21 protein-coding genes and 3 pseudogenes are annotated in these 26,548 nt (G+C 64.8%); 13 read left to right on the plus strand and 11 right to left on the minus strand.

Features of this window, described 5'->3' with window-relative positions:
• Positions 1 to 77 precede the first annotated feature (77 nt).
• Entirely contained in the window at positions 78 to 965 is an 888-nt protein-coding gene (locus B4383_RS20240) for a TerC family protein (RefSeq protein ID WP_078293081.1), read from the plus strand.
• On the opposite strand, the gene B4383_RS20245 is transcribed toward B4383_RS20240, so the two are convergent.
• Positions 962 to 2,290 carry a cytochrome P450 gene (locus B4383_RS20245; RefSeq protein WP_286150693.1) on the minus strand — a complete coding sequence of 443 codons (1,329 nt, stop codon included), beginning with the start codon at positions 2,288 to 2,290 and terminating at the stop codon, positions 962 to 964. The two genes, B4383_RS20240 and B4383_RS20245, sit on opposite strands and share 4 nt — an antisense overlap.
• Positions 2,287 to 3,177, minus strand: coding sequence for a metal-dependent hydrolase (locus B4383_RS20250; RefSeq protein WP_078293049.1), 891 nt, complete (start codon positions 3,175 to 3,177; stop codon positions 2,287 to 2,289). Before B4383_RS20250 ends, B4383_RS20245 begins: the two co-directional genes overlap by 4 nt.
• Positions 3,178 to 3,265: 88 nt before the next feature.
• On the opposite strand from B4383_RS20250, the gene B4383_RS20255 reads away from it, so the two are divergent.
• Positions 3,266 to 4,006, plus strand: a complete 741-nt coding sequence (locus B4383_RS20255) for a MerR family transcriptional regulator (protein ID WP_078293048.1) — start codon at positions 3,266 to 3,268, stop codon at positions 4,004 to 4,006.
• Between the two features lie 2 nt (positions 4,007 to 4,008).
• On the opposite strand, the gene B4383_RS20260 is transcribed toward B4383_RS20255, so the two are convergent.
• The 3 genes from B4383_RS20260 to B4383_RS20270 form a co-directional block, all read right to left on the minus strand.
• Positions 4,009 to 4,368, minus strand: a complete 360-nt coding sequence (locus tag B4383_RS20260; RefSeq protein ID WP_078293047.1) for a YciI family protein — start codon at positions 4,366 to 4,368, stop codon at positions 4,009 to 4,011.
• Position 4,369: 1 nt separating this feature from the next.
• A complete protein-coding gene (locus B4383_RS20265; RefSeq protein ID WP_078293046.1) occupies positions 4,370 to 4,726 on the minus strand; it encodes a YciI family protein in 357 nt (118 codons plus the stop codon).
• Positions 4,727 to 4,869: 143 nt separating this feature from the next.
• Positions 4,870 to 6,720, minus strand: coding sequence for a fatty acyl-AMP ligase (locus B4383_RS20270; protein ID WP_078293045.1), 1,851 nt, complete (start codon positions 6,718 to 6,720; stop codon positions 4,870 to 4,872).
• Positions 6,721 to 7,068: 348 nt separating this feature from the next.
• Between B4383_RS20270 and B4383_RS20275 the strand changes: the two genes are divergently transcribed.
• The gene (locus tag B4383_RS20275) at positions 7,069 to 8,409 is read left to right on the plus strand and encodes a cytochrome P450 (protein ID WP_078293044.1); all 1,341 of its coding nucleotides are present in this window, start codon (positions 7,069 to 7,071) and stop codon (positions 8,407 to 8,409) included.
• Positions 8,410 to 8,467: 58 nt separating this feature from the next.
• Complete coding sequence (locus B4383_RS20280; RefSeq protein WP_078293043.1) at positions 8,468 to 9,757, plus strand: cytochrome P450; 1,290 nt, start codon at positions 8,468 to 8,470, stop codon at positions 9,755 to 9,757.
• Here B4383_RS20280 and B4383_RS20285 read toward each other — a convergent pair.
• Together B4383_RS20285 and B4383_RS20290 are read right to left on the minus strand one after the other, a co-directional pair.
• Positions 9,754 to 10,878: a glycoside hydrolase family 3 N-terminal domain-containing protein gene (locus B4383_RS20285; RefSeq protein ID WP_078293042.1), complete on the minus strand. Its 1,125-nt coding sequence runs from the start codon at positions 10,876 to 10,878 to the stop codon at positions 9,754 to 9,756. The genes B4383_RS20280 and B4383_RS20285 overlap by 4 nt on opposite strands.
• Before the next feature lie 18 nt (positions 10,879 to 10,896).
• Positions 10,897 to 12,123, minus strand: coding sequence for an RNA polymerase sigma factor (locus tag B4383_RS20290; protein WP_078293041.1), 1,227 nt, complete (start codon positions 12,121 to 12,123; stop codon positions 10,897 to 10,899).
• A 91-nt stretch (positions 12,124 to 12,214) separates the two neighbouring features.
• Here B4383_RS20290 and B4383_RS27235 point away from each other — a divergent pair, with 91 nt between their 5' ends.
• Both B4383_RS27235 and B4383_RS27240 read left to right on the plus strand, forming a co-directional pair.
• The gene (locus tag B4383_RS27235) at positions 12,215 to 12,808 is read left to right on the plus strand and encodes a hypothetical protein (protein WP_286154550.1); all 594 of its coding nucleotides are present in this window, start codon (positions 12,215 to 12,217) and stop codon (positions 12,806 to 12,808) included.
• Positions 12,809 to 12,817: 9 nt separating this feature from the next.
• Positions 12,818 to 13,414 (plus strand): hypothetical protein, encoded by a 597-nt coding sequence (locus tag B4383_RS27240; protein ID WP_286144085.1) that lies wholly within the window; start codon positions 12,818 to 12,820, stop codon positions 13,412 to 13,414.
• Between the two features lie 51 nt (positions 13,415 to 13,465).
• Here the strand turns inward: B4383_RS27240 and B4383_RS20305 are convergent.
• A pseudogene (locus tag B4383_RS20305) lies at positions 13,466 to 13,804 on the minus strand (hypothetical protein); the annotation flags it as partial.
• Positions 13,805 to 13,812: 8 nt separating this feature from the next.
• On the opposite strand from B4383_RS20305, the pseudogene B4383_RS27245 reads away from it, so the two are divergent.
• The 3 genes and pseudogenes from B4383_RS27245 to B4383_RS20315 all read left to right on the plus strand — a co-directional run.
• Positions 13,813 to 13,989, plus strand: a pseudogene (locus B4383_RS27245) (HEAT repeat domain-containing protein); the annotation flags it as partial.
• The gene (locus B4383_RS20310; protein ID WP_078293040.1) at positions 13,982 to 14,503 is read left to right on the plus strand and encodes a YbaB/EbfC family nucleoid-associated protein; all 522 of its coding nucleotides are present in this window, start codon (positions 13,982 to 13,984) and stop codon (positions 14,501 to 14,503) included. The pseudogene B4383_RS27245 and the gene B4383_RS20310, both read left to right, overlap by 8 nt.
• Before the next feature lie 40 nt (positions 14,504 to 14,543).
• Complete coding sequence (locus tag B4383_RS20315) at positions 14,544 to 14,876, plus strand: TfoX/Sxy family protein (protein WP_078293039.1); 333 nt, start codon at positions 14,544 to 14,546, stop codon at positions 14,874 to 14,876.
• Positions 14,877 to 14,890: 14 nt separating this feature from the next.
• Here B4383_RS20315 and B4383_RS20320 read toward each other — a convergent pair whose 3' ends face one another.
• A complete protein-coding gene (locus tag B4383_RS20320) occupies positions 14,891 to 16,567 on the minus strand; it encodes a sulfatase-like hydrolase/transferase (protein WP_078293038.1) in 1,677 nt (558 codons plus the stop codon).
• A gap of 68 nt (positions 16,568 to 16,635) precedes the next feature.
• Entirely contained in the window at positions 16,636 to 17,685 is a 1,050-nt protein-coding gene (locus B4383_RS20325; protein ID WP_078293037.1) for a discoidin domain-containing protein, read from the minus strand.
• Between the two features lie 276 nt (positions 17,686 to 17,961).
• Here B4383_RS20325 and B4383_RS20330 point away from each other — a divergent pair, with 276 nt between their 5' ends.
• Positions 17,962 to 18,135: a DUF2613 domain-containing protein gene (locus B4383_RS20330; protein WP_078293036.1), complete on the plus strand. Its 174-nt coding sequence runs from the start codon at positions 17,962 to 17,964 to the stop codon at positions 18,133 to 18,135.
• Between the two features lie 43 nt (positions 18,136 to 18,178).
• Positions 18,179 to 22,423: an alpha-(1->3)-arabinofuranosyltransferase gene (locus B4383_RS20335; protein WP_078293035.1), complete on the plus strand. Its 4,245-nt coding sequence runs from the start codon at positions 18,179 to 18,181 to the stop codon at positions 22,421 to 22,423.
• On the opposite strand, the pseudogene B4383_RS20340 reads toward B4383_RS20335, so the two are convergent.
• Positions 22,375 to 23,484 (minus strand): annotated as a pseudogene (locus B4383_RS20340) (acyltransferase); the annotation flags it as partial. The gene B4383_RS20335 and the pseudogene B4383_RS20340 overlap by 49 nt on opposite strands.
• 182 nt (positions 23,485 to 23,666) lie before the next feature.
• Between B4383_RS20340 and B4383_RS20345 the strand changes: the two are divergent.
• Together B4383_RS20345 and B4383_RS20350 are read left to right on the plus strand one after the other, a co-directional pair.
• Positions 23,667 to 24,848, plus strand: a complete 1,182-nt coding sequence (locus B4383_RS20345) for a DUF3068 domain-containing protein (RefSeq protein WP_078293034.1) — start codon at positions 23,667 to 23,669, stop codon at positions 24,846 to 24,848.
• A 55-nt stretch (positions 24,849 to 24,903) separates the two neighbouring features.
• Positions 24,904 to 26,541: a hypothetical protein gene (locus tag B4383_RS20350; RefSeq protein ID WP_078293077.1), complete on the plus strand. Its 1,638-nt coding sequence runs from the start codon at positions 24,904 to 24,906 to the stop codon at positions 26,539 to 26,541.
• Positions 26,542 to 26,548 lie beyond the last annotated feature (7 nt).

A 26,548-nucleotide genomic window follows, 5' to 3' on the forward strand; every position in this document is an offset into this window, starting at 1 on the left:
GAGTGTTTTTGTCTCCGTCTCCAGCCTAGCGCGCAAACGCCATCTTCCAGATACCCCCGCCCCGTACCATGCGCGGCGTGGACTTCGCCCTTGCGCTGACCCCCGATCTGGTGGCCGTCTTCCTCACTCTGTTCGTGCTGGAAGTGGTGCTGGGTATCGATAACGTCATCTTCATCTCGATCCTCGCCAGCAAGCTGCCCAGCACCCAGCAGGCCAGAGCACGCAATCTGGGGCTGACCCTCGCGATGGTCATGCGCGTCGGATTGGTGTTCTTGGCCGGCTGGATCATCACCCTCAAAGAGGAGGTTCTCGAACTTTTCGGCCATGGGTTCTCGATCAAGGACTTCATTCTGATCGCCGGTGGACTGTTCCTGGTCTACAAGGCGGTTCACGAGATACATCTCAAACTCGAAGGCAACGGAGAGGAAAGGGAATCATCCTCGGGCGTAACAACATTTAGGTCCGTGCTGGTGCAGATCCTGCTGCTGGATCTGGTGTTCTCGCTCGACTCGGTGATCACCGCTGTGGGCATGACGAGCAACATGCTCGTCATCGTCACCGTGGTCGTTCTTTCCTTCGCGATCATGCTCTTCGCATCCCGCTTCGTCTTCGCCTTCGTCAACCGGCATCCAACGGTCAAGATGCTCGCGCTGTCCTTCCTGCTGCTCATCGGGGTGTTCCTCATCGCCGACGGCTTCGGCATCAAGATCGACAAGGCGATGATCTATGGTCCGATGGCCTTCGCCATCCTCGTCGAGGCCCTCAACCTTGTGGCTGCGGCACGGAAAGCCAGGCGGGACGATACGGCTCATCGGCCCGTTGCCCTGCGGCCCACCTACCCCGGAGTCGACGAGTCTGTGGCAATCGCCGCGGCGACGTCGACGAGCCCGGACGCCGGCTCGGTCGGCCTGTCCCGAATGCCAGTGGACGGCAAGGGCGGCGATACCCGCGCCGGCCTCGGCTAGCGCCGCGTGAGCCGAACCCGAAGCTCCTCCAGACCACGCAGTGAGCTGTTCGTGGTCCAGCGAGGCGCCCCGTCGATTTCGATCCGATCGACACGGGTAACCAGCTCACGCAAGACCGCCTGCCCCTCCATGCGGGCCAACCCCGCACCGAGGCACAGGTGTATCCCTGATCCGAAGGCCACATGCTGACTGACCGGACGGGCAGCGAGGAACCGGTCCGGATCATCGAATGCGCGCGGATCGCGGTTGGCCGCGCCCCACAACAGCGCCACCCTGGCTCCGGCCGGAATCACCACGTCACCAACGACGTAATCCTGTGCGGCCGTGCGATAGAAGTTCTGGATCGGTGACGAATACCGTAACTGTTCCTCCACCGCTCCCGCGATAAGCTGCGGGTCGGATCTGATGAGCTCGAACTGATCCGGGTTCTCCGACATCGTCAAAAACATGGTGCTCAGCAGGTTGGTGGTGGTCTCGTTGCCTGCCAGCAAGAGCAGCAGGGCGAAGTAGAACAGCTCGTCGTTGCTGATCCCCCCCTCGCCGGCATCCGCGACAAGCTTGCCCAGCACGGTGTCCGATCCCAACAGATTTCCCTCGCCCAGCTGGGTCAAGAAGTAGTCGTGCAGGTGCCGCACCCCATTGAGAGTCCCCGGAACCTGCCGCAGGCCCTTGGCACTGAACTCCACGTTCGCGACGCGTATTGACTCGTTGGACCAGTGCCGGAAGAACGCCTCATCTTCCGGCGGAATGCCCAAGATGTGCGCGATCATCCGCATGGGCAGCGGAACCGCTAGGTGCTCGACGACATCAGCGCCCTGGCTAGCCAACATCCCCGTCAGTAGCTCGGACGTCAATTGACCCACCATCGGCGCCCAACCCTCCAGCGCACCTCGGGTGAATCCGGGCAGCGCCTTGCGGCGCAGTTCGGTATGTCGGGGACGATCCATGTTCAACAGCACAGGAACGTCGAATCGGGCCCGCACCACACCATCCCGGTTGGACAGCAGCGCGTCATTGCGCGCCGCCGAGCGCACGTCCTCGTATTGGCACAGGATGAAGATGTTGCGCTTGCGGTTGTAGTGCACCCGGCTACCGGCCAGCAGCTCACGGTATCCCGGGTACGGATCGGCCGCGGTCGACGGATCCATGGGATCGAAGTCGGTCTCCTGCACACCCGGGAAAGAGCGACGACGCACCCTGGCCCGCAACTCATCCGACGCGTTGGACATCAAGGACCGCACCACCGGCTTCGTCGTGGTGCGGACCAACTGAGCGTCGTGTCTCATCGATGAGCCGCTGGCGCGAAGACCGCTCAGTATGGTCATTTCAAGTGCCCAACCAGCTCGCCCTCGGCACCGAACAACCTGTCCTGCCACTGATTCAGCAGCAGCGTGGTATCGATGTCGTCCGGATGAAATCCTTTGCGCATGAACGGCTTCATATCCCGGTAGATGCCGCGGAACAGCGGGCCACGCACCATGCTGAAGGTTTCACGCAGCAGCCGCAACGGCTGGCGCCGGCCCACCGGATCGGTGGTGACGATCGAAATCCAGGAAGCCAGCGTGATCGTCGGCACGGCGATGGTCGAGAGAAACCGCATCATGCGGATGCGCAGTTCCTCCGATGCGCCAATCTCACGGTAGACATCGAAGGCCACCGACTTGTGCTCCAGCTCTTCGAGCGCATGCCAATTGAGCATGTTCCGGACCTCCGGGTCCGAGAGCAATCTCTGGATATCAGGGCGCCCCAGGACATTCTCGGCGAATACCGCAGTGAAGTGCTCGGCGCCCACGGTGAAGGCTAGGAGCAGGTGCCGCAACCTGGTCAGTCGGTCCGGGTCGGGGTACTGCTTGTCGAGAAACTTCTCCATACGCTCGGTGCTCTGCAGGAAGTACTCGAACCATGCTGTGGGATAACCGATCTCGGCAAGCTGCTCGTTAAGCTCACGGTGCTGCAATCCGTGCGTCATTTCCTGACCGATAAACCCGGCCACTCTCTTTTTGAGATCGGGATCGGTGATCTTGTCGCGGTATCGGCGCACCGATCGGACGAAGATGTCCTCGCCCGGAGGAAAGATCGCGGAAAGAAAGGCCACGGTGTGACTGAAGACGATGTCGTCCTGCGCGAAATGTTTCGGCCCCGCGGGCGTCTTTTCGAAACCGAACTGGATTCGTCGCGTCTTCGGATACGTGCCCTGGGCGTTCGCCACCATGCTGAACCTCTCATCACTCGTCGCTGAGTTCCATCAATAACCGTAACGGATATTTCCGTAACGGACAATGGGGTAATCTTTAGACCTGATGGAACTGACGATCGATCAGCTGGCGCAGCGCGTGGCGATGACCGCGCGCAATATCCGCGAGTGGCAGACGCTCGGGCTGGTGCCCCCGCCGGAAAAGCGCGGCCGCGTCGGCATCTACTCCGACGACCACGTGTCGATCATCAACCACGTCAAAAATCTTAAGTCTCAAGGCTTTCCGCTGGACGTCATCCGCCGGGTCATCGACTCCGGCGGAGGCTCGGAGGACAGCGTGCGCAAGATGGTCACCGAGGCCCTCAGTCCCTTCGCCACCGGCGAGCCGATGATCCTCCCCCGCGTCGAGCTGGTCCAGCGTCTCGGCGAGGGCGCCGATACCGTGCTTGCCGAGGCGGGGCTGCTCTCTGATGTCGACCCCCAGACAGTGTCGGTGCGGGATGCCGAAACACTTGATGCCATCCAGCTGCTGGTGACCGCCGGCATGTCCTTGTCTCGCATATCGGAGACACTCCGCGAAGTCGATCGGCTGCAGCATCAGATCGCCCAACTACTCCTCGGTGCCTACGTCGCCGATGTGTGGCAGCCCTTCACCGAATCCGGATACACCTCCACTGACTGGGAAACCATCGCCGATCATGCCTCGCGCGCAAAGCAGTTGACAGTCACGCTGGCCTCCCGGCTGCTGGCCCGCGCCCTGGACGACACCGTCGATCCCATTCTCTTGCAGCAGGCGGACGAAGCCGAAGCGGTGCTGAGGAGTACCCGCCCGGCCTCGTCGGCCTGATCTCAGTCGACCTCGCCGCAGCCCCGGTCCAGACCACGTACCTCGATGGGACACCACACCGCGCGGGACACCTCTGCGGCCCACTGCTGGGCCTCGGCCAGAGTTGGCACGTCGATGATGCTGAAGCCGCCGAGCTGTTCCTTGGTCTCGGTGTAGGGACCGTCGGTGGCGGTATGCCCGGAGGCGTTGGCGGTCACCATGGTCGCGGTATCTGCGGGCTGCAGTCCGGCCGCGAACAGCCACACCCCCGCCTCCTGCATGCGCCGGGTGACTGCCTGCACGTCGGCGCCGATGGTTTCCAGCGCGGCGTCCGGCCGCACCGCCTCAGGCGGGTAGACGATCGAGAGCAGATAGCGGCTCATCTCACGCCTCCTCATCCTGGAAGGGGCGCACCTCGACGGGCTCCTCGCACGCCGCCGACCCCTCGGCCGCCCACCTCAGCGCCGCGTCGAGGTCGGGCGCGTTGATGATCCAGAAGCCGCCGAGGTGTTCCTTGGTTTCCAGGTAGGGGCCGTCGGTGGTGGTGACCTTGCCGTCCACACTGCGGACCACCGTCGCATCCGATGGTTCGGTCAGCCCATTGGCGAAGACCCAGACACCGGCCTCCTTCATCTTCTCGTTGAGCACGCCGGTCTGCGCGTAGAGCCGCTGCACATCCTCGTCACTCCAATCGGCCGCGTTCTCCGCGTAACTGTGAACCGAGAGTAAGTACTGCTTCATGGCCGTCTCTTCCTATCCGTGTGTGGCGATCGGGCGCCCGTCCGGCTTCCCTTCAACCACACCACGAATAGACCTCCCCCGAATCGACACCTCATCGAAAAATCGGCAAGAAATCGCGAGAGATCGTGCTTCGAGCCCCCGCCCTAGGAGGTGCGCGTTCCGAGTTTGTTGTCGAGGTACTCCTGGCGGCAGGCCCGGCGCGCGATCTTTCCGCTGCTGGTGCGTGGGATCGCGCCGGCCTGAACCAGTTGCACGTCGGTAACCGGCAGTGTGTGCCGGCGGGAGACCGCGGCCCGGATCGCATCGACGATGGGGCCAGGTTCAGCCCGTCCGGCTCCAGGGGCCCGTTCAGCGACGATGACCAATCTCTCGCCGGTGCCATCACCCGCATCGATGCCCACGGGCAGTTCGTTGGCGGGCACCGAGAACGCAGCCACGAAGCCACGTCGCACCCCCGACGAAGACTCTTCGACGGTGGCCTCGATGTCGTGCGGGTAGTGATTGCGGCCGTCCACGATCACCAGATCTTTGACCCGCCCGGTGATGTACAGCTCACCATCGACATAGACGCCAAGATCCCCGGTGCGGAACCAGAGGGTGTCCGGTTCGGTACCGGCGGCGTGGCTGCCCTCATCCAGGCGTGCCTGCAACGTGTTACGGAACGAGTGGCTGGTCTCCTCGGGCCGGCCCCAGTACCCACGACCGATGTTGTTGCCGTGCAACCAGATCTCACCGACCTGCCCGTCGGGCAGTTCCGCCTCGGCGCCGGGGTTGACGACGACCGCCCACTGGCTGCGGGCGATCTGCCCGCAGGACACCTGTGGCACCGCGTTCTCATGGGTGGCATCCACCCGGGTCGCGTGCCCGGCGCCCAGCTGCTCGCGATCCATGTAGATGACAGAAGGCTCTGCCTCCGGGGCGATGGAGGAGACGAACAGCGTCGCCTCGGCCATGCCGTAGGAGGGCTTGATTGCGTTGGACGGCAGACCATACGGACCGAAGGCCGCGTTGAACTTCCGGATCGAGGCGATGCTGACCGGCTCGGAACCATTGATCAGCCCCGCCACCTTGCTCAGGTCCAGAGCTTCGCCGTCCTTCGGCAGGCCGCGCTCGGCGGCGAGCTCGAAGGCGAAGTTGGGGGCTGCGCCAAAGGTACGGCCCACGTGAGATGCGGCCGCGAGTTCTTTGATCCAGCGGCCGGGCCGACGCACGAACGACATCGGGGACATCAGCGTCATCCGGCCTCCGCAGAGCGGGAACATGAGCATGAGCAGACCCATGTCGTGATAGAGCGGCAGCCAACTCGCTCCCCGGACATCGACATCCAGGCCCACCGAGATGACCATCTGCAGCACGTTGGTCATCACCGCCCGATGGGTGATCTCCACACCGGCAGGCACTCGCGTCGAACCCGATGTGTACTGCAAGTAAGCGATGTCATCGGTACTCGGAGTCACCCTGGCATAGGTCGCGCCCACTGAATTCGGCACGCCGTCCACGGCAAGTACCCGAGGGCGACGCTCGCGCGGCAGTTTCCGGACGAAGCTGCTGACGGATTCGGCGGCCGCTTCGTTGGTCAGTACGACAGTCGGTTGGGCGTCGGCAAGCACCGCGTCGAGCCGTTCGGCGTGTCCGGGAAGTTCCGGGGCGAAGAGGGGCACCGCGATGTTTCCGGCCTCGATGGCGGCGAAGAAGCCGATGACGTAATCAAGGCCCTGGGGTGCCAGGATCGCGACCCGATCTCCCGGCGTGGTCACCTGCTGAAGCCGTGCCGCGACGGCGCGGGAACGCGCACGAAGCTGTGGCCAGTTCAGATCGGACGGTTCGCCGTCCGGGTCGCTGCTGAAGTCCACATAGCGATAGGCAAATGTGTCGTGCTCGCCGTCGACAGCGCTCTCAAGGTAATGGTTGACGGTGTAGCCGTCCGGTAAGGAGATAGCGCCCGTCTCGTCCAGGTACTCCTCGACACGTAACCCTGTCACCAGCGCACTCATCCCAACCTCCGCGTAGCCGTAACCACGACAGCCGGACTACGAGTAGCGATGAATAAGCCATCACGCTTTGCTACGGTCCCGACCGAACGTAGATGGTACGTGACGTACCAGTAGCAAACGGTACTCGAAGTCCCACTAAGACGCCGTGTCTAAAAAGACCTGAGAGCTAATTGTTTACTGTGTGCTTTGACACCCCAGTCTAGCGATGTGACGGGTACGACCGACGCAGGTCGGCATGGCCTGTCGCCCGCTCTCGAACTCGTGAGAATCCCGAAAGTTCTCGGCATTCCCTTCCTGCCGGGCCGCTATTAGACTCGTGACAAATAGCATCCAGCGTCGGAGGCAGATATGCAGGCCAGAAATCGGGTCAGGTACTGGTCGCGGTGGGTGACGATGCACGGCATCAGCCGCGTTGGACTGCTCACGCAGGTCCGCAAGATGCCCTTGGCGGCACTGTTCCTCAGCCCGGATCGAGCCGACAATCATTACCGGTACATCGAACAGATCCGCTCGGTCGGCCCGATCGCTCCGGCGCGCGCCACCGGCCTGGTCTTCACCGGCCTGGCACAGACACGCGAAATCTTGCGGGACCACCGGTTCATCACCATGGCACCCAACAACATTCCCTCCCCCGTTCTCCCCCAGGCGCTCAGCCGGTGGATCTTCGAGAAGACCGAGCCCGGTCTGCCTAACCCGGTGGAGCCCCCCGCCATGCTGGCCGTCGATCCGCCCGAACACACCCGGTTCCGCAAGCTGGTATCCAAGGCGTTCACACCACGCGCGGTGAGCAAGTTGGAAGACCGCGTCCGCGAGGTGACACTCGAGCTGCTCGAGAACCTGGAACGCAAAGAGCGCGCCGATCTGCTCGACGACTACGCGTCCCAACTACCGGTGGCGATCATCGCCGAGATGCTCGGCGTGCCGCGCGCCGACGCCCCCTTCCTTCTTCAATGGGGCAATCACGGAGCGGCGCTCTTGGATATCGGCATGACCTGGTCGGCGTACCGAGACGCTACCCAGGCACTCATGGAGATCGACCGCTACTTCGACGCGCACCTGATCCGGTTGCGCAGCGAGCTCGCGCAGGACCCCACCCTCGACGGCATTCTGGCCAGCATCGTGCGCGACGGTGATCTAGACGACCGCGAGCTCAAGGCCACCATGGCACTACTACTCGGCGCCGGATTCGAGACGACGGTCAACCTCATCGGGAACGGCATCGTCGCACTGCTGCGTCACTCAGAACAGCTGGACCATCTCCGGGAGAATCCAGATGGCTGGCCGAACGCCGTCGAGGAGGTCCTGCGTTACGACTCCCCGGTGCAGGTCACCGGCCGGGTGGCCACCGAAACCGTCGAATTCGAAGGGCACACACTGCCTGCCGGCTCCATGGCGGTGCTGCTCCTCGGTGGCGCCAACCGCGACCCGGCAGTTTTCGATGAGCCCGACGTTTTCGACGTGAGCCGCGCCAACGCACGCGAGCACGTGGCGTTCGGCAGCGGAGTCCATGTCTGCCTGGGCGCGAGCCTGGCCCGGATGGAAGGTGTGGTGGCGTTGCAATCGCTCTTCGAACGCTTCCCCGAGCTCACCCTGGCCGCCGATCCCACCCCCGGCAAGCATGTCAATCTGCACGGCTTCGGAAGCCTGCCGGTGAACCTCGGCCGTGCCCGGGTGCAGGCCAGCAGTTAATCTCGAGGCTGCTCGGTGTCCGCTTGGCATCGAGCGGGCCGACACGGGGATCGGACGGATGCACGACCGGATCAAACAGCGCACCCATTGGGCCGTGACGCACGGGATCGCCCGTGCGTACTTGAAAGTGCTTGCCCGCCGGGGTGAACCCGTCGCGCAGCTGGGAATCGACACCGCCCAGGCCGCCGGCATCTACGGCATCATCGACACAATCCGTGGCCGCGGAAGGATGTCGCAGTCCGGAGGTGGTTGGATCACCGCGGACGCGCAGATCGTCCGAACAATCTTCCGCGACAACCGGTTCGTCACCTTCAAGCCCGAGCACCGGTCCGCATCGCCCATCATCAAGCGCCTGACCGCATGGAGCGACCCGCAACTGCTCAATCCCGCCGAGCCGCCATCCATCCTGATCACTGATCCGCCGGATCACGGGCGGCTGCGACGCCTTGTCGCCGCCCCGTTCACTCCGCGCGCCATCGAGTCTCTCCGCGGACGCATCCAGGAGGTGACCAACGGCCACCTGGATGAGCTGGGACAGCGTCCTCACCCTGATTTGATCGCCGATTTCACCGCGAAAATCCCCATCGCCGTGATCGGTGAGATGATCGCAGTACCTGCGCAGGACTACTCGCTCCTGTACACGGCAATGAATCGCGCGATCCAGCTGATCGCCACCACTGCGCCGTCTTGGCGCCAATACCAGGACGGCACAACGGCTTTACGGGAAATAGACGAGTACCTCGAGAAGCATGTCGCCCGGCTTCGCAGTGAGGGAACCACAAGCGAACTGGCCAAAGGCCTTCTCGAGAGTGACCTGAGCCATTTCGAGCTCAAGATGTTCTTCGCGGTGTTCCTGGGCGCGGGATTCGTGACCACCACGCACCTGATGGGTAAGGCGATCGTCACACTGCTGCGCCACCCGGAGCAGCTGACGGCGCTACACACAGATCCGAGTCTGTGGCCCAATGCCGTCGAGGAACTCATGCGCTACGACACCTCGAATCAGTGGTCGGCCCGCGTCGCCACCGAGACGGTCGAGATCGAGGGACACACCATCGAGGCGGGCCAGTCGGCGCTGCTGCTACTCGGCGGGGCGAACCGCGACCCCGCCGCGTTCGAGAACCCGGACGTCTTCGACATCACCCGTCCCAATGCACGCGAGAACATGACGCTGGGCACCGGAATTCACGTGTGCCTGGGCCAGGTGCTCGCACGCGTCGAGCTGCACATCGCCCTGCAATCGCTCTTCGAACGCTTCCCGCGGTTGGCGCTGGCCGGCGAACCGGAGTACTTCGACGGGATGGGTATTCACGGGCTGCGCACCCTGCCCGTGACGCTGGGTCATTAGCCGCAGGCGCGAACGCCCTTGAACGCCAGTACCCGGCGCACCGAGGCATTGATCGCGTCACCGTTCAATTCACCTGCGTTGTAGGCCGATTCGAGGCGGTCGAGAACAGAGCCAACCTTTTCGGTGCTCACCCAGAGCGCCCAGTCGATACCCGCTTTGATCGACTTGAGAACTGCCTCATCGATCGGGAAGCGGTCGGTGATGGCAGCCATCGAGGACAAGTCATCGGTGAAGATGACGCCGTCATAGGCCGGCGCTCCGTAGCCGGTTCCCTTGCGCAGCAAGTCGACTGCGGCAGGGCTCAGGCTGGCCGGGTCGTCGCCGGTGAGTCCGGGCACCTGCATGTGGCCGATCATCACGGCGGCACCGCTGGTCACCAGCGAGCGGTACGGCACCAAATCGTTGTCCTGCAGCTGCTCCAGCGGCGGGGTCACCACACCGTTGGTGTGCGAATCGCCCGAGGCGTGGCCATGACCCGGGAAGTGCTTGACCACGGCGCCCAGGCCGCCGGCCTGATATCCCCGCACGGCGGCCTCGGCGTACTCGGCGACCTTGTGCGGATCGCCGCTGTACGAACGGTCGCCGATGGCGCCATCGGGGTCGCCATCGGTCACATCGGCATCGGGGGCGAAGTCGATCGTGATGCCGAGATTCTTCATCTTCTGAGCGCGTTCCTGGCTGAGCGCCTGCACCTGTTCGGGAGTCTGGGTGGCGGCCAGCTCCCGGGCGGACGGAGCCGGACCGATGAGGTCCTTCAGACGCGACACCCGGCCGCCCTCCTCGTCGACGCTTACCGCGGCCGGGATCGGACCGGCGGTGACGACGTCGTGCAGGGAGCCGTCGGTCAGCATCTCCTTCTTGGTCCAGCTGCCGACGAAGATGCCACCGACGTGGTGGTCACGCACCAGCGCACGGGCGTCGTCGGCGTCCTTGACGCCCACCATGAGTAGCTGTGCCAACCTGTCGCGCGTGCTCAGACAGGCCAGATCGCCTGCGGGCGCCGCAGTGACGGGCGCCTTCGGCGCGGGCGTAGCGGATTCCTGCGCAGGCTCCGGCGCGTTGCCGCCACAGGCGGATAGCGCCACCACAACGAGACCGGTCAGTACTACCCCTGCACGCATTCTCATGAGGCCATGGTGTCATGCGCCGGTGTCGAGCCGGGTCAGGCGGTCACCGAGGTACCCGCGGAACACCTCGTTGTCCGTGAGTGCCAACGCTTTTCGGTAGGCGTCCGCGGCTTCCCTATTGCGGCTGAGTCTGGTGAGCAGATCGGCGCGCGCGGCATGCAGCGGGTAGTAGGCATCGGGATCTTGCCGCAGCGGCTCGATGGCATCCAGCCCGGCCTGCGCGCCGTCGCGTTCACCAATGGCCACCGCACGGTTGAGGGCGACGACGGCGTTGGGGGTGAACACCGTCAGCTGGTCATACAGCGTGACGATCTGACCCCAGTCGGTAAGCGCTGCCGAGGGAGCGTCGTCATGGACGGCATTGATGGCGGCCTGGATCTGATACGGGCCGGGAGCATTGCGCCTCAGGCAGCGTCGTACCAGTTCATGCCCCTCCTCGATCATCGCGTGGTTCCACCGCATGCGGTCCTGGTCGGCGAGCAGCACGAGCGCTCCGGCGCCATCGGTACGGGCGGGCCTGCGGGCCTCGGTGAGCAGCACCAATGCCAGTAATCCCACAGCCTCGGGTTCGTCGGGCATGAGATCTGCGAGCACCCTCGCCAGCCTGATCGCCTCGGCGGACAGATCTGTGCGCGTGAGCGTGGCGCCTGAGGATGCCGCATAGCCCTCGTTGTAGACGAGGTAGAGCGCGGCCAGCACCGACGACAGCCGGTCCGGCAGATCGTGATCCCCGGGCACTCGGTACGGAATGCCTGCCGACGCGATCTTCTTCTTGGCGCGTGTGATGCGCGCGGCCATGGTCGATTCGGAGACCAGATATGCATGGGCGATCTCGGGCGTGGTGAGTCCGCCGAGCAGCCGCAGTGTCAGCGCGACCTGCGCCTCGGGAGCCAGCGCCGGGTGGCAACAGGTGAAGATGAGCCGCAGGCGATCATCGCGCACCGGACCCACCTCCTGGGGTTCCGGTTGCTCCTCTTTGAGAGCCGTTGCATCCTGGGACAGTTCGTCGCGCCGCCGGTCGCGCCGCAATTTGTCGATGCCGCGGTTGCGGGCCGTCGTGGTGATCCACGCACCGGGATTGGGCGGGATGCCGTCCTGCGGCCATTTCGCGATGGCTACCTCGAACGCTTCCTGCACGGCGTCCTCGGCGAGGTCGATGCTGCCGAAGTAGCGGATCAAGGTCGCCACGGTGCGGCCGTACTCCTCGCGGAAGATCCCGCCTATCTCGTCGTGCGCCACCGGTCAATGGTGCCTCTCTGGTGTCGTATCCCGTGAGGACTACGAATGGCCCGTACCTAAATCGACAAAGCGCCGGCCGTACAGTCAATTCATGGGGAGCGCGTTTCGATGTGCCTTGAGCGCGGCTCTTTCCGGTGTCATCGGGCTCACCGGGTGTACGCATCAGGTTGAGGGCACTCCAACTGCGGCAACCACAACCACGTACTCATGCCATGCGGAGGCGGTATCGGGGCAAGTGTTCAGACAGCTCCGCCCACATAATGAGCCTTTCTCGATCTCGATACCCCGGCTCCCCGACTGGCAGTCCGTACCGACAGCACTCAGGGAAAACCAGCTCGCTCTCACCAAAACGATCGGGCCAACCCGGAGCTACGTCGCGCTGTCGGTCCTGCACCCGGAGTTCAATCGCGACAAAGCATTTGCGCAATTGGACAAGTTAACCCGATTCGACTCGTCTCTATCGATTACTCACGACGAGGTGGCCACGGTCTGTGGTCTAGAAGCGTCACGGCTCGTCGGCATCGCGACGGAGCGCGGTCTGAGATTCGACTATCTCAACCTCGCCTATCCGGCCGAAGGGGTCTTCTATCCCGTCCAACTCCGCAATCAGATCGGAGCAGGCGACCTCTCTCTGTTCGGCGCCGATGTCGATGTGATGTTCCGAAACGTGCAGATCGGACCGTAGAGTCGGCGCATGCGCAACGACATCCGTCGGAACATCTTCCGCGCCATGACTTCTGGTGCACTCATACTCACCGGGTGTTCGCAGTCAGGGTCCGGCACCCCCACTGCGGAACACCCGACCACCTATTCATGTCAAGCACAGGCGGCAACGGGCGAGGTCTATACGCAGGCGCGCAATCCCAAAGAGCCGTTCACCGTTTCCATCCCCAAGCTCCCTGGTTGGGAACCGGCCGCGACAGCACGCACAGATAACAAGCTTGCGGTCGTCAAATCGATTGGAATCAGCAGAAGCCTCACCATGCTGATTCCCCTGGATCCAGCCCCCAGCCGCGAGCAGGCCCTCGCACGGCTGGACAGCCTGAACGAGATCGATCCGTCAGTGACGATCATTCACCATGAGACCGTCGAGATCTGCGGTAGCACGGCGACGCGACTGATCGGCACTACAGGAGAACGAGGTCGGCAGTATGACTACCTCAACCTCGCTTACCAGGTTGATGACAACTTTTACCCCATCCAGCTACGCAATCAGATGAGCCTGGGGGACGTACCGCTGTTCAGCGCAGACATCGACGTCATGTTCCAAGGTTTCCAGATCAGCTCGTAGACGGACACGCCCGCTAACCCTCTTCGGGGCCTCGGGATTCCAAAACAAGGGGTCAGCGCGCACCGCATTCGCTGCCTGTACGTCGATCGTTGCACCCTCCGAATCGATTCGGTAGGGCACGAGCATGTCGATGGCAACCCCCTCGGAATGCTCCAGTTTGATCTTGATGGCATCCCCCACCACAGGAACCAAGGCAGTCACGTCCAGTACCGCCGCCCGCGCCCGCAGCTGATCAATGTCGCCGGGCAGTTCAAGACCGCGAATGACCCCGGACTCATCCCGCGACGTTGTAGCTATCGTCGTCCGTCGCACCGATACATCGCCTGTCAGGCCGATGACCATCATAAACGGCGCGAATTCGTCGGCAAGCGCAAGCTCGACCGCGACGAACCCCGGAGTCTCATCAGCTGCTCATCGGATACCTAAAGGGCCCTGCTCGCGCATTCGCCGTTAAGGCGCTTGTGCAGTCGAAAGCGCCAAATGTCCGCCACCTCATTGCACCTCTTGTCGAGGACCCCAGTGCGCTAGTTCGAAAGGCCGCCCAACGCGCCATGGAGCGACTTCCGAATGACTGACGAACCAGATCACCTCAAGGAAATCGCCGAGCGCGTTCGGACCCAAATGGCGGAGCTCGAATCGCAGATGGGGGAGGTCGAAGCGCTCGAGGCCGAAGCCGAGTCCATTGATCGCATGGTCCGCGTCAGGGTGAATGCCAACGGGATGGTGCTGGGCATCCACCTTCACCAGGCGACAGCTCGAATGGATCGTGGACGCCTCGGTGCACTCATAGCCGAGACCGCCCAGGCCGCGGCGTATCGAGCCTCTGACGCTGCCCATCAATTCTTCGAGGGCCTTCTCGCGACACGCGCTGAGCTTCAGCAGTTAGCGGAGGCAATCCATCCCGAGGCCCGTCAGATGTTCAGCCGTCAGCCGCCGGCTTCGCACCCTCCTGCTCCACCAAGCCATGGCCCATCGGCTAAGCCGCCTATCGTCCACCCGACGCAACAATCTCCGCAGCGCTACTCCTCTCTCGACGACGAGGACGTCCACTACGAACGCTTCAATCAGAACCCCTTCGGCAGAAGCTGATACAGCGGCGCGGAAATCGACAGCGCGCGACAATTGACCCGTGGCCTATGACGAGGACCTCGTGGAGCGCATCCGTGAAGTGATCTCGGCAACGAAGGGTGTCACCGAAAAGCGGATGTTCGGCGGCCTCGCGTTTCTGGTGGACGGGCACATGACGGTCGCCGCGAAACGCGAAGGCGGACTGCTGGCCCGCTGCGATCCCCACGACACCGATGCGCTGATCGCCAAGAACCATGTGAGCCGGATGGTGATGGGTGGGCGTGAGATGGATGGCTGGTTGAGTATCGATGCCGAGGGTGTGCGCACCAAGCGACAGCTGGAGCCATGGGTGAAACGGGCCCTGGCCTTCGCCGGCTCGCTTCCACCTAAGTAGACCGCCTCTATCGACTATCCGCCGCGCAGCACCATCAGTTTCTGCATATCGGCCAGGCCCTGCTCCTGCGCCTGACCCAGGAACGTCGGCAACGGCGCCTGCACCTCAGGCAGCACCTCGTTGTCGATGAGGGCTTGTAGCTCGGCTTCCTTTCCCCCGCGCCCTGCCTGGTTCTCGATCTCTTGCTGACCGGAAGGCGTTGAATAGTCATAGAATTCGCGATCGGATGGCCGCGCACTATCGATCTGCATGCCGCCGGATTTCCAGTACGAGTAGGTGGCCAGCTTCGCCTCGGCGGTGCGGACGGCGACGATGTGACTGGGCGCCGAGGTCGGGATCTCGGTGGGCGCGTTCTCACCCATCACCGCACGGATCCGGTGATCCTTGAGGAAGGTGGCCATCTCTTCCACTGACATGTCATCGGTGACATGCGCGATCCACTTGCGCCCTGCCGCATTGTTTTTAGCGATGCCGGCGATGTCGGCGCGCGCGGCCAGGTACGAGAAACGCGGATCAGAACGCCAGCCATTGCCGCCGGAACCGATCGTCAGCAGCAGGGGTGCGAGGTCGACGCTGGAGGTCAGCTGGGTGCGCGTGTCCCCCGGCTTCGGGGTGAGCACACCGTGCGGATCGCGGATGTACAGCGGAACCCGGATGGCCTCCTCGTACGCCGTAGCCCCCTTGCCGCGCAGCCCATGGGAGCCCGCGTACTCGCCGTGATCAGAGGTGAAGACGACGACGGTGTTGCGATCCACCTCCGGCCGCGACGCCAGCTTGTCCAGCACGCGGCCGATCTGGGCATCCACCTGCTGTTGCAGCCACAGGTACGTATCAAGGCAGCGGGCCCATTGGCGGGCCATATCCGGTCCCGAGTAGGTCACCGCACCCGTCATGATCGGCGACATGAAATTGGCGTAGTCGATCTGCAGCTGCGGCTTGCCACGCTGGCGCAGCTCATCGGGTGTCTGGAAGTTGACCGGCACAGCATCAAACCAGTGCGGAACATCTTCCGGGAGAGGATTCTTGGGCCACCAGCAGATGTCATGCGGATTCACCAGAGAGACAGTCGTGCACCACGGCCCCTTGCCTGCCTCGGCGTCGAACCACCCCGCGAACTGGTCGACGATCCCCGGGTCCTTCTGCAGTCCCTGGTTCGGCATGCCGTTCGGCGACGGGAAGGTGCCGCCCGAGAAGCCATGTGCATCAAGACCTTCGGGCGTGTTGTCACTCCAGTGACCGAGATGCCACTTGCCCCACCACCAGGTCTGATATCCCTGCTGTCGCAGCATGGTGCCCCAGGTGGGGAACTGCGGTGCCAGGCTTGATTCGGTTGGCCCCTCCCCGGTGAACAGACATCCGGTCTGATGCGAGTACAGCCCGGTCGTCATGGCTCCCCGCGACGGGGTGCACATATTCGATGCGGTGTAGTGCGACGCGAAGGTGACGCTGTCCCTTTGCAATCGACTAAGACTTGGCAAGAGGTTGGTGAGTTTCTGAATATCGGGGAACCACTGCGGGGCCCGCATCTGATCCACGACGATCACCAAGATGTTCGGCTTGTTCCCGCCGGCTGACGGCGAATCACTGCGACCCGGCTTGCGGATCAGCTCATATCCCCCGAAACCGACCGCGGCGGCACCCGCCGCGACAGCCCCAGCAGTCAGCACGGTCCTGCGGTTCAGCTCGGCCATGCGTCCAACGTAACCGCAATTCCTGGCAATGAACGCCGAAGAACCCGGCCGGTTTTGGATACGACGCGCTACGGCTGTGCCGGTGCCGCAGGAGCCCTGGTTGTGGCGGCGCCGTGTGTGGGCGTGGCGCCGTGTGGCGGAGCGGCCGGTGCCGCAGGTGCGGCTCCCGGCGGAGGCGCTGGCGCCGGAGCGGGTGCCGGACCCTCGCCCGCCGGGGGTTGCGTGCCCATGATCTCGATCTCGCTCACCGACACCAGGCCGTTGAACGCGTCCTGCCGCTGGCCGCTCTTGTTCACAATCGACACACCGGGTTCGGTGGCTTCGATGACCATGGTCACCGAATCGGTCACCACATTGACCTTGACACTTGCCAGCGCTCGGCTCACCGGGACCTGCTGCTTGACCGAACTACCATCGCTGAATTCCCAACGCACCCTGGTGATCTTGCGGTTCTGGGCAAAACGGTCGGATCCGTCGATATCGGTCTTCGCATATCCGGGCACCAAACCGACCGAGGTAACGAGCGTCGGGTGGTCGAACTTCGCCGTGATCGACTGGCCGTCTTGTTCCTTCCACTGGCATCGCCAGGCGGTGAGCGGGTCGTTGTCGAAAGCCTTAGCGGGGTCGTAGACGTACTTCACCCCATTGCTGTCGGTGCCGTCCTCGGCCTGAACGCAATTGGTGCTCAAGTCCACCGGCTTGATGGGACTCGACTGCACGGGAGGCGGCGCGGTGGTGGTCATCGTCGCACTGCTCGTCGTCTTCGGATCATTCGGCGGCAGCATCCCGTGCGTCTGCTGCTGGGTGGAACCGTCGCCGTGCACCGCCATGTATCCGACATAGCCGAGCCCCACGACAACGAGAAGACCAGCGAGCATCGCGAAGGCCATGATGATCCCGCGATGCGATCGCGCATTGGGATCGCGCCACGGATCGGAGAACTTCACCTGCGCGGCGAGGTTAGGCGGGCACGCAGGCAGCTGCGCCAGAGCCTCACGCAGATCCGGACGCGTGTGCCACAGTCGCAGCAGTTGATCCTGCGGTAGCGCCGGGTTGTGCGCGGCGGCAAGCTCCGCGTCGTAATCCGGCGCCGGTCCGTAGTTGTATGGACCGGTCATGGGCGGCCATTATTCCGCACGAATGGGCGCCAGCGGCCACATGAGGCCACCCGCCATGCCGGTCTATTCACGGTTCAACATGTTCCTTGCTCACCCGAAGCTCGCCCGAACCGAGTATCCGCAGGCCCACCGAATGCTCATCTGCCCACCCCCGACCTCGCCAGTGATACCCAGCTAATCGTCGCAGTATCACAGCGGGTTGTCCGTCCAGAACTGTCACCCATGACGGACGTGCTAGTTTGGCCGCTGGTATCTGCATGACCCAGAGGAGCTCCGATGACCAGATTTGTGGTGCCAGCCGCCGCAAGCGTGCTGATCGGCCTGCTGCTGGGCGCCGCCGCCGTCTTCGGAGTCACGCTGTCGGTCGAGCAGGACAAGAAGCCGGTCGTGACGGGAATCGATCCGTCGACCGCCATCCTCAACCGCCCCGATTACGGCAACCGGAGCTGACATCTCGCGGCCCCCGACAGCGCCGCGCAGCATTTCCTGAGCCGTGACGCACCGCCTTGACTGTTCGCCGCTGAGTCGGCGGTGGCTCGCGGTCGCCGCGGCGTTCGCATTACTGCTGACCTTCGCCCAATCACCCGGGCAGATCTCCCCGGACACCAAGCTGGATCTGGCGATCAATCCGCTGCGGTTCGCCGCACGGGCCCTGAACCTGTGGAGCAGCGACCTGCCGTTCGGACAGGCACAGAATCAGGCATACGGCTATCTCTTTCCGCACGGCGCCTTCTTCTCACTGGGGCATCTACTCGGAGTGCCGGCCTGGGTGACGCAACGACTGTGGTGGGCACTGCTGGTGGTGGCCGGGTTCTGGGGCGTCATCCGGGTTGCCGAGGCGCTGGGCATCGGCACCCGCGGCTCCCGGATCATCGCGGCGGTCGCTTTCGCCCTGTCCCCTCGGGTGCTGACGACCCTGGGCGCCATCTCGTCCGAAACACTGCCGATGATGCTGGCTCCGTGGGTGCTGTTGCCGATCATCCTGACGTTCCAGGGCCGAATGTCCCCGCGCCGGGCGGCGGCATTGTCGGCTGTCGCGGTCGCGTTGATGGGTGCGGTCAATGCTGTCGCCACCGCCCTCGCCTGCGGTGTGGCCGCCATCTGGTGGCTGGCCCACACACCGAACCGGACATGGTGGCGATTCACGGCATGGTGGATTCCCTGCTTGGTGCTGGCCACCTCGTGGTGGATCACCGCCCTGTTGATCTTCGGCAAGATCAGCCCGCGGTTCCTCGACTTCATCGAATCATCCGGGGTCACCACGCAATGGACCTCTCTCACCGAGGTGCTGCGCGGGACCGACAGTTGGACGCCGTTCGTGGCCCCGACCGCGACGGCTGGTTCCTCGCTGGTCACCCAGTCCGCCATGGTCATCGCGACCGCGATGATCGCCGCTGCCGGTATGGCGGGGCTGGCGATGCGGGGCATGCCCGCACGCGGGCGACTGGTCGCGATCCTTCTTGTTGGCCTGGTGCTGCTGACAGCCGGATACACCGGTGCACTCGGATCGCCTGTGGGCCAGCAGATTCAATTCTTCCTTGACGACGGCGGCACACCCCTGCGCAATGTGCACAAGCTCGAGCCATTGATCCGCCTGCCACTGATTCTCGGCCTGGCGCACGCGTTGTCGCGGATACCACTGCCCGCCAGTGTGACCGTCCGGGAGTGGCTCGCGGCTCTGGCACGCCCGGAACGCAATCGGGCGCTTGCCCTCGGGATCGCGGTGTTGGTGGCACTCGCCGCAAGCACATCGCTAGCCTGGACGGGCCGGCTGGTGCCCCGCGGCGGTTTCGACGCGATCCCCGAATACTGGAACGAGACGGCACACTGGCTGGCCGATCACGATGACGGCGGGCGCGCGCTCGTGGTGCCGGGGGCTCCGTTCGCGATCCAGACTTGGGGCCTCACCCGCGACGAACCTCTGCAGTCACTGGGCCAAACACCTTGGGGGGTACGCGATTCCATCCCGCTGACGCCTCCGGAAACCATCCGCGCCATCGACTCGGTACAGCAGCTGTTCGCCACCGGCCGCCCCTCGGACGGGCTGGCCGACACCCTGGAGCAGCAGGGCATCTCCCATCTGGTGGTGCGCAACGACCTCGACCCCGATACGTCCCGTTCCGCGCGGCCGATCCTGGTGCACCACACCATCGAGGGGTCTCCCGGGCTCGCCAAGGTTGCCCAGTTCGGCGACCCCGTCGGGGCCGGGACCGTGGAAGGCTTTGTCGCCGATAGTGACCTACGTCCAAAGTATCCAGCGGTCGAGATTTACTCGGTGGGGCACGGAAAGGGTTATGGGGAACCATATTTCGCGGATATCGACAGCATACCCCGGGTGGCGGGTGGACCCGAGGTCCTGCTGCGCTTGGGTGAACGGCGCCGCCAGCTGAACCAGCCACCGCTGGGCCCGTCTCTCTTGGCTACCGACGCCGCACAAGCGGGTCTGCGTCCCGGACCCGCGATGGTCACCGACAGTCCGCTGGCCCGCGAGACCGACTACGGGCGCGTCGACGATCATTCCTCGGCTATTCGGGCACCCGGCGATAAACGCCGAACCTTCAACAGGGTGCCCGACTACCCCGCCACCGGTGTCCCCGTCGTGAACGGAAGCTGGACGGGCGGAACGATCACCGCATCCAGCTCCGCCTCCGATTCCACGGCGCTGCCCAATGTGGCACCGGGCACCAACACAGCCGCCGTCATCGATCGCGACAACGCGACAAGCTGGGTCAGCAGTTCACTGGAATCCGCTCTTGGGCAATGGATCCGGGTGGACCTGGACCGGCCGATCACCAACGCGATCCTCACCGTGACGCCGAGCGCCACCGCATTGGGAGCTCAGGTGCGGCGCCTGGAGATCGAGACTGACAACGGCACCACGTCGGTGCGGTTCGACGAGCCGGGAAAGCCTCTGGATGTGGCACTGCGCCCCGGGGAAACCAACTGGGTCAAGGTAACTGCGACCGGCACCGAGGACGGCACCTCCGGTGTGCAGTTCGCCATCACCGAACTGTCCCTCACCCAGTACGACGCCGCCGGATACGCCCATAACGTCGACCTTCGCCACAGCGCAACCCTGCCCGCCCCACCAGCGGGAGCCGCGGTGCTCGGCTGGGACTTGGGATCTCCACTGGAGGGGCGCCCCGGTTGCATGCCGTCACCCGAGAGGCTGCGCTGCGCGGGGACACTCTCGCTTGCCCCCGAGGAACCGGGCACCTTCATCCGGACACTCGCTGTGCCCCAGCCTCTTTCGCTCACACCAACGCTCTGGGTGCGGGCCCGCTCCGGCCCGCAGCTGCGCGACCTAATCACGCAGCCCGGAACCACCGCGGCCTCCGGGGGCGCCGACCTCATTGACCTGCGGGGCTCCTCCTACGCTGCCACCGACGGCGATCCGGGGACCGCTTGGACGGCGCCACAGGATTCGGTGCTGCGCCTGCATCTGCCCTCTTTGGTGATCAAACTCCCCAAACCCGTCGCCGTCGGCGGTATCCGGCTCCAGCCCAGCAAGACCGAGGTGCCTACACATCCCAAGCAGGTAGCCATCAATCTGGGCGACGGTCCCCAGGTCAGAAACATCGACCCGAAGTCTCCCGAGACGACACTGGCCGTGCATCCGGCGGTCACCGACACCATCACGGTCACGGTTACCGACTGGACCGACATCATTGACCGCACCGCGCTGGGAACCGATCAGAACAAGCCGCCCGGCATCGCCGAGCTCGTTGCGCTGGACACCAGCGGGCGGCCGATCGCCCCCGCCGATGCACGGGCCAACGGCAACCGCGTGATCAGGATCGGATGCGCTGACGGCCCGGTGCTGGCACTTGCCGGACGCTTCATCCCCATGTCCATCACCACCACGGTGCGGGAGCTGTTGGACGGCAACGCCATCCAGGCGACCCCGTGTGATACCGCACCGATCGCCACGAGCGCGGGCTCTCAGGACGTCACCGTCAACCCACGCCAGCAGTTCATTGTCGATGGTGTCCAGCTCACCGTGCCGGACGCGGCACCGGCCGCCGCCACGGCGACCGCGGCAGCCACGGGCAGATGGGACGCGGCCCGGCGTGAGGTGACCGCGGATCCCGCTCCGCGCGACCGGGTGCTGGTGGTGCCCGAAAGCATCAACCCCGGATGGGTGGCTCGTGACGCACAAGGGCACACCCTCGCCCCGGTACGGGTGAACGGATGGCAGCAAGGATGGGTGCTTCCGGCCGGCACCGGCGGGCCGATCACACTCACCTTCGGCCTCGACACGTGGTACCGGGCAGGACTGTTCGGCGGACTGGCGCTGCTTCCCATCCTCGCACTGTTGGCCTTCATCCCCGTGCGCCGGAAAACTGCCCTCTCCCAGGTGATCCCGTGGCGCTCCGGCCGCGCGGCGGGTGTCGCGGTGCTGGCGGCTCTCACCGCCATCAGTGGCATCGCCGGGGCCGTGGTGGGCCTGGCCGCCTTGGCGTTCAAGGTGTGGACGCGCTGGCCCCTGCGCACGCTCACGGCAGCAGGGGCCTACATCTCCGGCGGCTCCCTGCTGCTGGCCGGGGCGGCCCTCTCCCGGCATCCGTGGCGATCGATGGGTGGCTACACCGGTCACTCGTGGTGGATTCAGCTGCTGGCGCTGATCTCCGTATCCGCCGTGGCCTTGGCGGCGGTGCGACTCCCATCGCGAGGGCCGGCACGTCGCTTCTGGAAGCGCCGCAATGCCTCCCGTGACGGAGATTCCACCAGCGCATAACTGACAGCGGCCATCGCGAAACCGAAGATCAACGTCAGAATCAGCACCAGCGGGAAGTGACCGCTGAACGGGAAGCGCCCGATGACGGTAAAGACCATGTTCAGGGCCGCCAGATGCCAGATGAACAGGCCGTAGGACCAACGCCCCAGTGTCACCATCAGCGGGCTGCCCAGTATTCGATGCGGCGTGCCCGGGGCATCCAATGTCAACGGCATCAGCAGCGCCCACGCCAGCGTGGCACCCATCGCGATCTTGACGGCGTACTGATGCGGCGGTGCCTGCGTCAGCCCCTCCGGTCCGGCCAGTGGGGAGGCCGCCACCCCGAAGGCGATAAGGGCCACCACGGCGAGCAGCACGCGGCGACGCGCCAGGTGCAGTGTCCAGGCGGGTGGCGCCGAGCTCCATTCGGCCAGCAGCATGCCCGCCACGAACCACGAGAAGAAGGCGGGCGGCCACGTCAGCGGATTGACGCCCACGGCCGCGTGAAAGGGGATGACGGACCAGCCGAGACTGATGACACCGAGGGACATGAGCACCGGCGCACGCCACCACCCGGGCACGCGCCGCATGGCGGCCGCGATGACCGGCAGCGCCACATAGAACGCCACCTCGACCGCCAGGCTCCACATCTGTGTCAGACCCGCCGTCAGAGTTAGCGGGATATACAACTGTGTGAGCGTCAGGTTGGCCGCCCAGACCACCCAGCTGGCCCCCATCGCATCCGGCAACAGCAACAGAATGACGACGACGGCGGCCAGGTAGGCCGGGACGATGCGGACGAACCGCGACGCGAAGTAGCGCCCGGTGGGCGCGGGCGCGGGCCCACCGTGTGCTGCCGCGGCATGTGGCCGCCACAGCAGAAATCCAGATAGCGCGAAAAAGACGGCCACCGCCAGGTCGAAGCGGCCCAGGATGCGTCCGTCGATGCCACCGTTGTGACCCGTCTGAAACGCGGTGTGGGTGACCACGACGCCCATCGCCGCGCAGGCACGCATGCCCTCCAATGCTGGGACAAAGCCCCGCGCATGGACGGCCGGAGCCGATGGCCGCACTGTCGTCACCCCGCCGAGGGTACGGTTCTAAGTCGATCCGGCAGCATTTGACCAGAACCAGGACCTGGGAATCCGTACGATCGCCAAATGACCACCTGGCGGCCACGGCTGTTAGGGTCAGACAGATTTGCCCTGGGCATGCCATGTCGTCACGCACAGGGTTACCGCACGTTAAGGAGGGTTCGGCCACAGTGAACCGCGGGGTCATGATGCGTATCGCAGCGTGCGGGCTGCTGGGGCTGGGTTCGGCGCTCATCATCGCCGCACTGTTGCTCAGCACGTACACCAGCAACCGGCTTGCGAAGATTCCGCTCGACTGGGACGCCACATTGGTGAGCGAGGGCAAGGGCCGCGCCCTGGACCCGGCGTCGCTGTCCGGACCGAAGTTCATCGCCGATCCAGACAAGCCGCTGGCGCTGCAGGAGCAGATCACCACCGTCAGCCCTGCCGACGCCACGAAGGTCGGCCTGCAGGCGGGCATCACCCTTCGGCGCACCGATAAGCAGGGCGACGCCGGGTTGGTTCTCGCCACTGTCGACACCGTCACCGTGGACCGTCACTCCGCCGAGGCGATCTCCAGCGATGACAACCCCGGCGGCAGTGTCCAGAAGCCGCGCGCCATCGAGGACGAGACGCCACCGACGACGATTGCGCTCAAGCACGAAGGGTTGAGCTACCGGTTCCCCTTCGACACCGAGAAGAAGACGTACCAGTACTTCGACGTAGTCGCCCAGCGCGCCTTCGACGCCAACTACACCGGCGAAGAGGATGTCAACGGGCTCACCGCCTACCACTTCACCCAGAACGTGGGCTACGACGCCAACGGCAAGCTGGTGGAACCGGTCGCGTACCCCTCGTTGTACGACAAGGACGAGGACTCGAAGGTCACGGCCCGCGCCCAGCAGTGGGGTGTGGAAGCCGAGCGCGAGGACGAAGAGATCACCATGACCCGCTACTACGCGGCACAGCGTGAGTTCTGGGTGGATCCGGTGAGCGGCATCATCGTCAAGAGCAAACAGCATGCGCTGCAGTACTACTCGCGTGACGCGCTCAAGCCCGAGGTCCCGATGGTGGACTACGCCGTGCAGTCGAACGACGAGACCGTCGAGAAACAGGTGAAAGCGGCACGCGATACCCGCGACAGCCTGTCTATCTGGTCGAACATCCTGCCGATCACCTTCGCCGCACTAGGCGTCGTGGCGCTGGTCGGTGGCGGCCTGCTGGGCTCGTTCAGCCTGCGCGCGGAGTCGGCATTGATCGACCCCGGCCTCGACACGGTCGATCATGGCTTCTTCGGCCGTCGCGGTCCGGAGAAACCGCCCGCCAGCGAGGCCGACACCGACAAGTTCCCGTCGCCTCGAAACCACCTCTAGCCGGGACGTCTTGCGCCGCACGCGCGTCATCGCGGCGCCGCTCTACGCATTGGGCTTGGCGGCGGCCATTACCGCGCCACTTGCCGCACCCGGCTATCTGCTGATCCGCGACGCCGTCTCAACCCCGCGGTCCTACCTGACCGATGCGGCGCTGGGGGTCGGTGAGGCAGCCCCCCGGGCCGTCCCGCAGGACTTCTTCATCGCCGTCGCGACGACGCTTGTCGACGGCGGAATCCTGGTCAAGACCCTGCTGGCGCTGGGTTTGTGGCTCGCCGGTTGGGGGGCGGCGCGCCTGGCCGCTCACCTGGTCCCGGACGCCGGAGTTCCCGGCGAGCTGCTGGCCGCCACCATTGCGATCTGGAATCCCTATGTGGCTGAACGACTTTTGCAAGGACATTGGAGTCTGCTGGTCGGTTACGGCTGCCTACCGTGGGTGGCGCTGACGGCGATTCGGCTGCGCACGGCGAGCGGTATCGGCGCCTGGTGCACGCTCGCGTTCTGGATCGCCGTGGCCGGATTGACGCCCACCGGAGCGGTGCTCGCTCTCATCGTGGGGCTTGCCGTGGCCTCAGATCTGCGGTCAAGGCTTGGCGTACTGACGATCTCGCTACTGGCCGCAATGCCGTGGCTGGTGGCCTCGGGGTTGGGCACGGCCATACCGGCCGGAGACCAGGCCGGGGTCCACGCCTTCGCGGCCCGGGCCGAGCCCGGGCTGGGCACGCTCGGCAGTCTGGCCTCACTCGGCGGTATGTGGAATGCCTCCGCGGTGCCGGCGTCACGGACGACATTGTTCGCATTGGCCTTCTCGGCGGTGCTACTCGTCGTGCTGACGGTCGGTGTGGTGGTGTTGTGGCGCACCCGAACAGCGTTCGGACTACTCGGCATTGCCTTTGCGGCCGTGGTTATTCCGGCACTGCTGGCGACGGACCCGGGGCTGTCGCTGACCACCTGGCTCATCACCGAATTACCTGGGCTCGGCATCCTGCGCGACGGCCAGAAATGGGTGGCGTTGGCAGTGCCGGGGTACGCCGTGGCCGGTGCCGCTGCCGTCACCGCGGTACGCGAACGTTCCTCACAGCTAGTGGCTGCCGCAGTGGCCTGTGCGGCACTGATATTGACGCTGCCCGATCTGGCATGGGGAGTCGGCGGCCGAGTCGAGCCGGTAATCTACCCGGCCGGATGGACCACCGTCGCCGCCAGCATCAACGCACAACCGCATCCGGTGGCCGTGCTGCCGCCGGAGACCTTGCGGCAATACCCGTGGGGTCCTTCGTCGATCCAGGTACTGGATCCATTCCCGCGCTGGATCCGCGGGGACACGGTGAGTAGCGGCGATCTACGCGTCGACGGGCAGGTTGTACAGGGCGACGGCACCCGGGGCCGCCTCGTCGAGGAGCTGTTACGCACCGGGGCCGCACCGCACGAGCTCGCGGCTCAGGGCATCGGCTGGGTGGTCCTGCAGTCCAAAACTCCTGGTGAGCCTGAGTATCCGTCGACGACAGTGGCACAGCTCGAGCCGGTCTACCGTGACGGTGACATCGCGCTGTACCGGGTACCCGGGCCGTGGGAACCCATCGGAGCATCACCGAATCGTCGCGCCACCGTCATCGCGGCACACGTGATCTGGGTTGTGCTCCTGGCAGCCGGCGGGGTAGCCGCAGGTTCGCGACTGACCCGCCGGCGCCGAGAGTAGCCGCACG

It is taken from the genome of Mycobacterium sp. D16R24, from assembly GCF_002013385.1.
Lineage (GTDB): Bacteria > Actinomycetota > Actinomycetes > Mycobacteriales > Mycobacteriaceae > Mycobacterium.